The organism is uncultured Roseibium sp. (assembly GCF_947499295.1).
Classification (GTDB): Bacteria; Pseudomonadota; Alphaproteobacteria; order Rhizobiales; family Stappiaceae; genus Roseibium.
Map to the genome: position 1 here is coordinate 1 of NZ_CANMNP010000041.1, position 10696 is coordinate 10696.

The 10696-nt window shown below is 55.9% G+C and carries 11 protein-coding genes; 7 read left to right on the top strand and 4 right to left on the bottom strand.

The genetic code is table 11. The features are described from left to right. Positions 1-238 precede the first annotated feature (238 nt). The 3 genes from trpB to Q0835_RS28555 form a co-directional block, all read right to left on the bottom strand. Entirely contained in the window at positions 239-1459 is a 1221-nt protein-coding gene (gene trpB, locus Q0835_RS28545) for a tryptophan synthase subunit beta (protein WP_298812344.1), read from the bottom strand. Positions 1460-1477: 18 nt separating this feature from the next. After that, entirely contained in the window at positions 1478-2122 is a 645-nt protein-coding gene (locus Q0835_RS28550) for a phosphoribosylanthranilate isomerase (RefSeq protein ID WP_298812129.1), read from the bottom strand. Between the two features lie 129 nt (positions 2123-2251). Then, complete coding sequence (locus Q0835_RS28555) at positions 2252-3151, bottom strand: LysR family transcriptional regulator (RefSeq protein WP_298966690.1); 900 nt, start codon at positions 3149-3151, stop codon at positions 2252-2254. Positions 3152-3247: 96 nt separating this feature from the next. Here Q0835_RS28555 and Q0835_RS28560 point away from each other — a divergent pair, with 96 nt between their 5' ends. After that, positions 3248-3487 (top strand): hypothetical protein, encoded by a 240-nt coding sequence (locus tag Q0835_RS28560; RefSeq protein WP_298966691.1) that lies wholly within the window; start codon positions 3248-3250, stop codon positions 3485-3487. A gap of 17 nt (positions 3488-3504) precedes the next feature. Here Q0835_RS28560 and Q0835_RS28565 read toward each other — a convergent pair whose 3' ends face one another. Further along, positions 3505-4101, bottom strand: a complete 597-nt coding sequence (locus Q0835_RS28565; RefSeq protein ID WP_298812125.1) for a LysE family transporter — start codon at positions 4099-4101, stop codon at positions 3505-3507. Positions 4102-4207: 106 nt separating this feature from the next. On the opposite strand from Q0835_RS28565, the gene Q0835_RS28570 reads away from it, so the two are divergent. From Q0835_RS28570 to Q0835_RS28595, 6 genes are all read left to right on the top strand, one after another. After that, a complete protein-coding gene (locus Q0835_RS28570; protein WP_298966692.1) occupies positions 4208-5617 on the top strand; it encodes a PLP-dependent aminotransferase family protein in 1410 nt (469 codons plus the stop codon). A 215-nt stretch (positions 5618-5832) separates the two neighbouring features. Continuing rightward, a complete protein-coding gene (locus tag Q0835_RS28575) occupies positions 5833-6609 on the top strand; it encodes an ABC transporter ATP-binding protein (RefSeq protein ID WP_298966693.1) in 777 nt (258 codons plus the stop codon). Between the two features lie 5 nt (positions 6610-6614). Further along, positions 6615-7214, top strand: coding sequence for an energy-coupling factor transporter transmembrane protein EcfT (locus Q0835_RS28580; protein WP_298812341.1), 600 nt, complete (start codon positions 6615-6617; stop codon positions 7212-7214). 144 nt (positions 7215-7358) lie between these two features. Next, complete coding sequence (locus Q0835_RS28585) at positions 7359-7913, top strand: biotin transporter BioY (RefSeq protein WP_298966694.1); 555 nt, start codon at positions 7359-7361, stop codon at positions 7911-7913. 25 nt (positions 7914-7938) lie between these two features. Next, positions 7939-9366, top strand: a complete 1428-nt coding sequence (locus Q0835_RS28590) for an AMP-binding protein (RefSeq protein WP_298966695.1) — start codon at positions 7939-7941, stop codon at positions 9364-9366. Then, positions 9363-10538, top strand: a complete 1176-nt coding sequence (locus Q0835_RS28595; RefSeq protein ID WP_298966696.1) for a thiolase family protein — start codon at positions 9363-9365, stop codon at positions 10536-10538. The genes Q0835_RS28590 and Q0835_RS28595 overlap by 4 nt, the downstream gene beginning before the upstream one ends. The last annotated feature ends 158 nt before the right edge of the window (positions 10539-10696 follow it).

The following is a 10696-nucleotide window of genomic DNA, read 5'->3' on the forward strand; positions in this document are numbered from 1 at the left end:
CACTGAAGATGTCGTACTTCAGTACCTTGAGAAGCACATCGATAATCCTACCGGCATCAGCCGGTAGTGGTTTAGTCGCGCTATTTTTGCGGACAACGCACAAGTTTGCATTGCAGCAATGCCGAATTTGCTGGGCAGGTTAACAAAACTTAGGAACAGAGCGGCCGGGTGTGAAATCGAAAAAGCCGCGCCATGACCAGACGCGGCTTTTCTGAAAACTGTTGCGAACGGATGGGCTTTAAAGGTCGAACCCAAGCATCTGGCCGACGGCGAAGACATCCTTGTCGCCGCGACCGCAAAGGTTCATGACGATTATCTGGTCTTTGTCCATCTGAGGTGCCAGCTTGGTGACATGCGCCAAGGCGTGCGACGGCTCGAGTGCCGGAATAATGCCTTCAACACGCGTCAGAAGCTGAAAGGCTTCCAGGGCTTCGTTGTCCATGACCGGGACATATTCGACGCGGCCGATGTCTTTCAGCCAGGAATGCTCCGGTCCGATGCCCGGATAATCGAGCCCGGCCGAAATGGAATGCCCTTCCAGGATTTGCCCGTCATCGTCCTGAAGCAAAAATGTTCGGTTGCCGTGCAGAACGCCCGGTTTGCCGGCAGTCAAAGAGGCGCAGTGCTCATCGCCTTCCAGTCCGTGCCCACCTGCTTCCACTCCGAAGAGTTTGACGTCCTTGTCATCCAGGAACGGATGGAAGAGGCCGATGGCGTTTGACCCGCCGCCGACAGCGGCAACAAGCGCGTCCGGGAGCCGGCCTTCGGCCTCAACGATCTGTTCGCGCAATTCTTTACCGATCACCGATTGGAAGTCGCGCACCATTTCCGGATAAGGATGTGGCCCGGCAGCCGTTCCGATCAGATAATAAGTGTCGTCGACATTGGTGACCCAGTCGCGCAGAGCTTCGTTCATCGCATCTTTCAGCGTGCCGGCACCGGCCGTCACCGGAACGATTTCTGCACCAAGCAGCTTCATGCGGAAAACGTTGGGCTTTTGCCGTTCCACATCGGTCTTGCCCATGTAGACCACGCACGGCAATCCAAAGCGTGCACAGACGGTGGCGGTTGCAACACCGTGCTGCCCGGCACCCGTTTCCGCGATGATTCTGGTTTTACCCATGCGCTTGGCGAGCAGGATCTGGCCAAGACAATTGTTGATCTTGTGAGATCCGGTGTGGTTCAGCTCATCGCGCTTGAAATAGATCTTGGCACCGCCGAGTTCTTCGGTCAGGCGCTCGGCAAAATAGAGCGGTGACGGCCGGCCGGTATAATGCGTGTTCAGGGATTCGATTTCGGCATGAAATGCCGCGTCGTTTTTCGCGTCCTTGTAGTGCTGCTCCAGATCAAGGATCAGCGGCATCAGGGTTTCGGCCACATAACGGCCTCCGAAAATTCCAAAATGTCCGCGATCGTCCGGACCGGTCCGGATGCTGTTCGCCATGTCGTTCACGCGTATTCTCCTTCGTCCGGCAGGTCAGGCCGCTTTGACCGCTGCCATAAATGCGCGAATTAGATTGCTGTCCTTGACGCCTTTGTCCCTCTCGACACCCGAAGAGACATCGACTTCCTTTACGCCACTCACGCGGATCGCCTCGGCGACATTGTCCGCATTCAATCCCCCCGAAAGCATGAAGGGCTTCTTCAGGTCAAGATCTTTGAGCAGCGACCAGTCATAAGAAACACCGTTTCCGCCCGGCAGGTCCGATCCTTTCGGTGGTTTGGCATCAAAAAGGATACGGTCTGCAACGACCGAATAATACAAGGCCTTTTCCAGATCTTCCTTCGCGGCGACCGACACCGCTTTCATAACGCCCGTTCCGTGCATCACCTTGGCTGCAGCACATGCTTCGGGTGCTTCACTGCCGTGGAACTGGAATGTGTCGGGCGCGACAAGTTCCTTGATCCTGGAGAGGCCGTCCAGGTCCATATCCACCGTCACAGCCACGATTTCAGCGCGGCCACGTGCCATGTCGGCCAGCCTGCAGGCATCGCTCAGGGAAACGTGGCGAGGGCTCTTTGGAAAGAACATCAATCCGACCATGTCTGCGCCGGCGTCCAGCGCGGCTTCCATGGTTTCTTCGGTCGACAGGCCGCAAATTTTTACTTTAATATCCGACATGGGATTGAGGTATCGCCGCTGCAGCGCGGTTTGTCAAAAGAGGAATTTGCGTTTCACTTTTTCACAATGTGGCAGCTTCGGCGAACCCTTCGGCAGGTTGTGTTACACCTCTTCGGCGATAAACGTCCGCTAAGGCATCCCGTCTCGTTTCAGCTCGCCAGCAACCCAGTCCCGAAATAGCCTGACTTTGCGGCTGGTCCGGTTGATCGGCGGGTAGCTCAAGAACCAGCTTTCGGCCTCCACACGGCAGGTCAGTTCAAATGGCTGGATCAGCTGGCCGGTCTCTATGGCATTTTTGCAAAAATAAGGCGTCAGAATAGCCACACCCTGACCCGCAATTGCCCTGTTTGCTTCCAGGGCCTGAGAACCCATGCGCGAGTTCGGATAGCTGCTGAGATCCACATCCGGAATGCCTGCTGCGGCAAACCAGATATCCCACCATGGGTCCTGTGGGTCCACGAGCGGTAGTTTTAAAAGGTCTTCGGGCTGTTTGATACCTCCAATCGTTTCCGCAAGCACAGGGCTCAGCATGGGAGTGAAGGTCGCCTTGACGACTTCGTGCGCGATCCAGTCCTTCGGAGGTGCCTTGCACGCGGACACAACGACGTCAGAACTATCGAAACGAGGATGCGCGTCAGGGCCATAGGGCAGAATGCGCACGGCAATGTCAGGGTTTTGCATCTGAAAATGAACCAGACGATTGGACAGCCAGTTCACAGCGAAGGTGGTGTTGCTGGAAACGACGAGCTGGCCGGCATTCTTGTCTGTTAAATCTTCAAAGGCCTGCCTCAGTGAGGTAAATGAATCGACGACCTTGGATGCAAGCTCAGCGCCATGCTCTGTAAGTTCGATCCGGCGCGTCTTTCGGGTAAAGAGCTGAAAACCGAGCCTGTCTTCCAGTAGCCGGATCTGATAGCTGACGGCCGCCTGCGTCATGCCAAGTTCCTCGCCTGCCTTGGTAAAGCTCAGGTGTCGGCTTGCGGCTTCAAATGCGCGGATCGCGGATAATGGTGGCAGAGTATTTGACATGCATAAGTCTTCCTTATGCATACTTATCGAGATTTCGTTGGTAACACAAGTATACCGGGCCGATATGTAACTTCCTAAGATCAAGGAGTTACGGAGATGTCAGAGAGCATTCGGTGTGAAGTCGATGAGGCGCTGGTTGATAGACGCGCCCCAAGTCTCATAAAGAGGTTTTTTGCAATATTATTGAAGCGGCGGTCTAACCGGCGCCCCAAACGCATTGTACCAGGCGATTTGTCGCCTGCCCTGATGCGCGACATCGGGCTCAGCGATACCAAGTTTGAAGCTGCTTCCATGCATGAGAAGTGGCGCTTGGAAATGGACCTGCAGTCGAAATGACTGCGGGTCCAGTAATTTCAAAGCAGAAGAGCCCACGCGGTTGCGGCCAGCATGCCGGCAGCCATGACAATTGTGATGATGCGCATCATCGGTCCCTCTCCAATCACAGCTAGAATGGAAACGCCGACAAGCGCCCAAAGCGAGTGAAAAACCAGGCCGCCCAGTGAAAATCCAACCAGCAGAATCAAGGCATTCTCGTGAATGCCAAGACCGTTTCCAGCGAGGAATGTCGAGAAGGCAACAAGGTTCATTGCCCAGGTTTTCGGACTGAGCGGGTGGATCAAAAGACCCTCCCAGAAGCTTGGCAGGGCAACTTCTCCCTTCGGCTTGATCGAGAGGGAGACAATGCGCCATGCAAGATAGGTCATGTAGGTCATGCTCAGGACCTTGAACACGGTAACAATGGTTCCGCCGCCTGCCATGACATGTCCGAGCCCATAGGCCACGCTGAGTTTCAGTGGCCAGGCACCGACAATAGACGCAAGGATTACGGGAAAGGCAGTCCGATACCCCGCTGACGCGCCGATAGCCAGGAAAGTCAGATTGCCGGGGCCAGGCGTGCCGGTCATGACGATGATGAAGACAGCAAAGGCAAGAAGTGTCGCGGGGTCCATTTTTGTCTCCAGTCATTGTATCGGTAGAATAGATACAATTGATACAAAGTAACGAAGACTCTAACTGTCTTGAAAAATTGTATGCGTCAATGATAACATTGTTCTCATGACAATGTGGATCCCGAACATCGAGGCCGCCGAAGGTCCCATTTATCTTGCGATTGCCGACGCCCTTGAAGACGACATCCAGTCTGGAACATTAGCTCAAGGTGACCGGTTGCCTCCGCAGCGGGAGCTCGCTTATCAGCTGGGTGTTACGCTCGGAACGATCACGCGTGCATACGGTGAAGCTGAACGCCGCCGTCTGGTGAAGGGAGAAACCGGCCGCGGAACCTATGTGGCCTCGGAGACGCAAAAAGTCTCTCCGCTTGTTCCGCAAGAGGATGAGCCTGAGGCCTGTGATCTTGCCCGAAACTTCGCTTATCCGCACCTGAATCCCAGCCTTGCCGAAGGTCTGGTGCGCATGGCGAAAACGAATGGCATCGACCGCTTGAACGGATTTGTACCTTCTGAAGGTTTGAGGGCGCATCGGGAAACCGGCGTTTTGGTGTTCAAGGACTACGGGCTTGAGGCCGATCCTGCTCGCGTGGCGGTGACCTGTGGTGCCCAGCACGGAATTCAGGTGACTTGTCAGGCTCTCTTCAGAACCGGGGATGCAGTTGCCGTCGACCGGTTTACCTACCCTTCGATCTTCAGTTCGCTCTCAGGCCTTGGGTTGAAAGCCGTCCCGCTTCCTGCGCTCCGGCGAGAAGACGGCGGGTTTGGTGCCATGGATCCCGAAGCATTGGCAATCGCCGCCAAGTCTCATGGCGTCAAAGGCGTTTTCCTGATGCCCAACATGCAGAACCCGACGACACACACCATGTCGACCACAGAGCGTGAGGATCTGGTGCGTGTGGCACGTGAATATGATCTCAAGATTGTCGAAGACGATCCCTATACCCCTTTCCTGCCTGAAACGTTGCCGTCATTCGGTGCTCTTGCACCTGAATTGACGGCTTCGATTGCAAGTATTTCCAAGGTCTGTTCACCGGGAAGCAGGATCGGTTTTGTTCATGTGCCGGCGTCCTTTGGAGACAGCATCCGCAACAAGATTGGTGAAAGCACGTGGATGGCGTCGCCCATAACGGCGGAGCTGATCGCAGGTTGGGTCCGTGAAGGACTGTTGTTCAAGACGCTGCGCTTGAAGCGAAAGGCCAACAGGAGCAGGTACCTGAACGCACGCGAAATTCTTGCACCTCATTTCCTTCAGAGCAATGTCGACAAGGTGTTCGGTTGGTTGCGTCTGCCGGATCAGGTCGACCCGGACGCCTTGCAGGCAGCTCTGGGCCATCAGGGAGTTTCCGTTTTGTCGTCCCGCTATTTCCAGGTGAAGGATTATGAACCGGCCCCTTATGTGCGCCTCACTTTCGGGTCCGAACCGTCTGACGACCGCTTTGTCTGGGCATTGAAGCGCATCAGGGCAACCATCAATCAATTGGCTGATTTGCCTGAGTTGACGCGTCCGGTCGGCTAATTGCCGGTGCAGCTTCTATAGCGTTGTGGCGTAGCGTTCGCGTGACTGAACCTTGTGCGCAAGTCGGTGAAATGGTGAATGCCCAAATAGCCGATTTGCCGCATCATCTGCGCCACGTAATATGAGGCGTCTTTGACACAAAAGAGTTTCCGGTCGATAAGCGGCGCCAGACTAAGGGATAGACCCTGAAAGCGGCCGATCGGCGGCGAGGTGATATGGCGTTCTGGCCCAGGAAAAGCAAACAAAATGAAACGCGTGTCTGTGATCCGGACGCCAAGCCGTTTGCTGTCTTTGAAAACGTTGGCCTGGAAATCGCGGAACGGTCAGTCCTGACTGGCCTGACACTGCGTCTCACCGAAGATCGCATCGGCGTAATCGGTTTGAACGGCTCCGGAAAAAGCACTTTCGTGAGGCTCCTGAATGGGTTGCGCACCCCCAGCAGCGGCGAACTTTCGCTATTCGGTGTTCCGGCAACACTTGCCGAACCAGAGCTGCCGCGACATGTGGGTTTCGTGTTTCAAAATCCGGATCATCAAGCGATCTTCCCGACCGTTGAGGAAGAGATTGCCTTCGGTCTCACGCAGCTTGGATCCGACAAAGATGAAAGCCGCAGCCGGGCGCGAGCCTTTCTTGCAACCCATGGGTGCGAAGCGCTGGCTGACAGACCGATTTCGGAACTCTCGGAGGGTCAGAAACAGCTGATTTGCATTCTTGCAGTGCTGGTTATGGAGCCTCGGCTACTGGTGCTCGACGAGCCAATGACGAGCCTCGATGCTCTTGCGACCAGTCGCATTCGATCAATGTTGATGTCGTTGCCTCAAAAGATCGTCCTTGTCAGCCATGATCTCAGTCACTTTGAAGGCTTTGACAGGATCTTCTGGCTTGAGGAAGGCCGCTTGCGTATGGACGGGCCGCCGCACGAAGTGCTTGCAGCTTATCGCGCCGATCTTGACATCAAATTGAACAACAAATTGGAGCTTGTGGCGCTGTGATCGCGATGCAAATCCCTGGTGACACCTGGGCGCATCGTCTCCCGGCAGGTCTGAAACTGGTGGCGGTCGCCGTTGCCAGTATCCTGTTGTTTCAGGTGTCGTCTTTCTGGACCCTCCTGCCGTGTCTGGCTGCCGTGATCTCTCTTTATGCCAGTTTGGGTCGACAAGGTCTGGCCCAGCTGAAGCTCTTGCGCGGGTTGTCGGTACTTCTGGCATGTCTGTTGGCGCTACACTGGCTGTCTGGAACGCTCCTGGAAGGATTTGCCATCATTTTGCGGCTCATCATCATGATCCTTGCTGCGAATTTCGTGTCTGTCACGACGCGTATGGACGACATGATGGCAGCCGTGCAACCGCTGTTCAGGCCGTTGGAATGGCTTGGGATTTCATCGCGCAAACCTGCGCTTGGGGTTACCCTCGTCCTTCGTTTCACACCTTACATGCTGCAAGTCTTTTCAATGTTGCAGGAGGCTTATCGGGCGAGAACGGGATCTTCCGGATCCTGGCGGCTGTTGGCACCGTTCGCCATACAATCGCTTCGCATGTCCGATCATGTGGCCGAGGCGTTAAAGGCACGCGGCGGCTCGGACGGACTGACAAGATAGTTGGGCCTCAAGGGTGGACGGGTCTGGCATCCCGGCCGAAACTGAGGTATCCGGCGCCCGACACAACATCGTTGGACGGAACGGCTCATACCAAAGCGTTCTGTGGCAACAAAAGAGACAAGACACACAAGAGGAATGAACGATATGGCTGACCGGTCTTTGGTCCACGTTGCTTTCTATGCCGCTCTCATTGCAGCGCTCGGCCTGTTGCCGCCGGTGGCCATACCGTTTCTGAGCGGCGTCCCGATCACCGCGCAGACGCTCGGTGTCATGCTGGCCGGTGTCATGCTTGGTCCGGTTCGAGGCGCCCTGGCAGTGCTTCTGTTTCTTTTCATCGTCGCCTTGGGCGCGCCCTTGCTGGCCGGTGGCAGAGGCGGTTTGGGCGTGTTCTTTTCGCCATCTGTCGGCTTTCTGGTTGGCTGGCCGGTAGGCGCATTTGTTGCCGGATGGATCATGCGCGCAACCGGACGGTTGAATGTGCTCACGTCTTCTGCGATTGCTGCGGCAATCGGGGGAATTGTCGTGGTTTACGCCTTCGGCATTCCAGGACTTGCCTATAAAGCTGGGCTGTCGCTTGCAGAAGCAGCGGTAGGAAGCGCTGTCTTCATTCCAGGAGACTTGTTGAAGGTCGCCGTCACGGCACTTGTGGCTGAGACCATTTCAAGAGGCCTGCCGGCAGCCTTCCTTTCCAGAACTTAGGGCGTAATGCGATCGGACCGCTTGGATGACCTTTGTTGGCGACCGGCTTGAAGCATTTGCAGCGGCGAGACCCGCTGACACCGCGCTGAAATGCGGTCCGGTCTCTCTCACGTGGCTGGAATTCTTCGACCGGGTTCAAACGGCGGCATCGGCGATTTGCGAAGAAACGTGCCCGGGCGCAAGGATTGCGTTTGCTCTGACCGATCCGATGTCGTTGCTCATTGGCTTCTTTGCGTCATCGCGCACTGGCCGTGTGGCGCTGATTGTCGATCCGGAGTGGCCGGACAGTTTGATGAAGACTGTTTTGGAGGAACTGAGCCCGGGTCTTTTCATCCAGCGCGGCTCGCAATTGTTTAAAACCGTCGACAGCCAACGTGCAGACGTATCGCCTGAAGAAGGGGCTCTCTTTTTTGCGGGCTTTACCTCTGGCAGCAGTGGTATGCCGAAGGGATACGTTCGCACACATAGGTCTTGGCTCAAGAGTTTCGAGCTATCGGATCGCGAATTCAGCAACGCCCCGAATGACAGGATCGTCATTGCAGGTGGCCTGACCCATTCGCTGCATCTTTATGGTGCTGTCTGTGGATTGTCAGGCGGCCGCCAGGTCGTTCTAATGGAGCGCTTTGATCCAAAAGAACTTTTTGCCGAACTGAACCGTGCAAAGGACGGATCAGTCCTTTATGCAACGCCAACTCAGCTTCACTATTTGGGGGAAGTGGCCAGGCGCAATGGTCCTGTCGATACGGTCCGGCAGGTTTTGGCCAGTGGCGCGAAATGGCAGGATGGACAGCGGGCCGCAATGGCAGAAGTCTTTCCGGCTACCAGTTTAATGGAATTTTACGGAGCGTCCGAAACGAGTTTCATTACAGTATCGCGGCCATGCGATGATGTACCTGCGGGTTCGGTCGGCCGGGCAGCACATGGGGTGCAAATTGCAATTGGCGACCCGGCGCATCCCTTGCCAAGTGGCACGGCCGGTGAGATCTGGGTCAAAAGCGATCTGCTTTTTGCTGGATACATATGTGGTCAATCGACGGAAACACGCTGGCATGAAGGATGGCTGACTGTTGGTGATCACGGCTATCTGGACGGAAATGGCTTCCTGTTTCTGACAGGGCGGTCAAATCGCATGATCATCACCTCCGGCCTCAATGTTTATCCCGAAGAAATTGAAGCCCAGCTTCTGAACCATGCTGCAGTGGCAACTGCTGTGGTGGTGGGGCGGCCGGATCCGGTACGCGGTCAGATCCTGGAAGCTGTGGTTCAACTCGCAACTCCGCTCGATGAAGCGGAAGACGAGTTGCTTCGCCATTGCCGAAATGTGCTGGCGAAAGGAAAGCTTCCAAAAAAAATTCACATCAAGAACCATTTTCCGCTGACTGCGGGCGGCAAACCGGACATTCCAAAAATCACACGTGACTTGATTGGGTCAGGCCAGGGAGGCACGGTGTGAGCGCGCATCGCCGGGCGGTCATTGTTGCCGCAAGGCGGACTGCAGTCGCCCCGCGAGGAGGGGCCCTGTCACAATTGCAAGCCGATGAATTGGCGGCGTCTGTTCTGAAAGAACTTGTGGGCGATGCCGCTCTCCCATTGGACCGCGTGGACCACGTGATTTTGGGAAATGCCCTTTATGGTGGCGGCAACCCCGCGCGGCTTGCTGCGCTTAGGGCCGGTATTCCTGAGCCGGTTCCGTCTATGACGCTGGATACGCAATGCTGTTCCGGTCTTGATGCCATATTGACCGGGGCCCAGTTGATTGAGGCGGGCGCGGCTGATTGTGTGCTGGCCGGCGGCACGGAAAGCTTCAGCCGGGCGCCGATTAGGATGCGGCGACCTACGGCACCTGGGGAAGAAGCCGTTCCTTATGACCGTCCGGCATTCGCTCCACCACCTTTTGAAGACCCGGATCTTTCAAGTGCGGCCGCGAAAGTAGCTGTCAGGTATGGTCTGACGCGAAAGTCACAGACCCAGTTTGCGCAGGCCTCGCACGCAAAGGCGCTTGCAGCTGCGCCTGATCTTGAACGACATCTTGTTGGCAACGATGATCGTATGCGGAGACGTGATGGTTTCACCCGCCGGCTGGACCTTCGCACTGGAATGAGAGCACCTGTGCTCGCCGGGCCAGAAGAATTCGGGCTCAGCGCAGCGACCATAGCCTGCGAAGCCGATGGCGCGGCGGGCGTTTTGCTGATGTCGGATTGCATGGCGTCCACCCTGTCCCGCCCTGGTCTGCTAATCCTGGGGGGGATAAGAAAGGGTGGAGACCCGAACGACCCCGCTCTTGTTCCTGTTGCCGCAGCGAAAGCATTGTTGTCGAGACTCAACATGACAGTGGCGGATCTGGCCGCCGTTGAGCTGATGGAAGCTTATGCGTCCCAGGCCATGGCGACGGTGAATGATCTTTCGCTGGATACGGCCCGCTTGAACCAGCTGGGTGGGGCTTTGGCCAGAGGGCACCCGATTGGCGCATCGGGAGCAATTCTGGTCGTTCAGTTATTCGAAGTTTTAAGAACCCGCGAAAACGCTACGGAAGCTGCCCAAGACCGCGCCATGGCGTTGATTGCAGCAGCTGGTGGTTTGGGGTCAGCATTGGTGGTTGAGCGCTTTCGAAGCAAAGATGGGTAAATGCTATCTGTCTGAATTTAATGCGAAAAAGTATCCTGCTGAAACTTTTTTCACTTTTTTTGATTTTTTTCGAATTTGTCCGTTGACGGTTTAGATTGGTGTGCGTATAACCGCGCTCATCGACGGCGGTGCTGCCGCTGGCGACAGGGTTTTGCGAC

Bases quoted from the DNA above. Each gene is read 5' to 3' on its own strand.
- Q0835_RS28550 (WP_298812129.1), bottom strand. From the start codon at position 2,122: ATGTCGGATATTAAAGTAAAAATTTGCGGCCTGTCGACCGAAGAAACC.
- Q0835_RS28555 (WP_298966690.1), bottom strand. From the start codon at position 3,151: ATGTCAAATACTCTGCCACCATTATCCGCGATCCGCGCATTTGAAGCC.
- Q0835_RS28560 (WP_298966691.1), top strand. From the start codon at position 3,248: ATGTCAGAGAGCATTCGGTGTGAAGTCGATGAGGCGCTGGTTGATAGA.
- Q0835_RS28565 (WP_298812125.1), bottom strand. From the start codon at position 4,101: ATGGACCCCGCGACACTTCTTGCCTTTGCTGTCTTCATCATCGTCATG.
- Q0835_RS28570 (WP_298966692.1), top strand. From the start codon at position 4,208: ATGACAATGTGGATCCCGAACATCGAGGCCGCCGAAGGTCCCATTTAT.
- Q0835_RS28575 (WP_298966693.1), top strand. From the start codon at position 5,833: ATGGCGTTCTGGCCCAGGAAAAGCAAACAAAATGAAACGCGTGTCTGT.
- Q0835_RS28580 (WP_298812341.1), top strand. From the start codon at position 6,615: ATGCAAATCCCTGGTGACACCTGGGCGCATCGTCTCCCGGCAGGTCTG.
- Q0835_RS28585 (WP_298966694.1), top strand. From the start codon at position 7,359: ATGGCTGACCGGTCTTTGGTCCACGTTGCTTTCTATGCCGCTCTCATT.
- Q0835_RS28590 (WP_298966695.1), top strand. From the start codon at position 7,939: ATGACCTTTGTTGGCGACCGGCTTGAAGCATTTGCAGCGGCGAGACCC.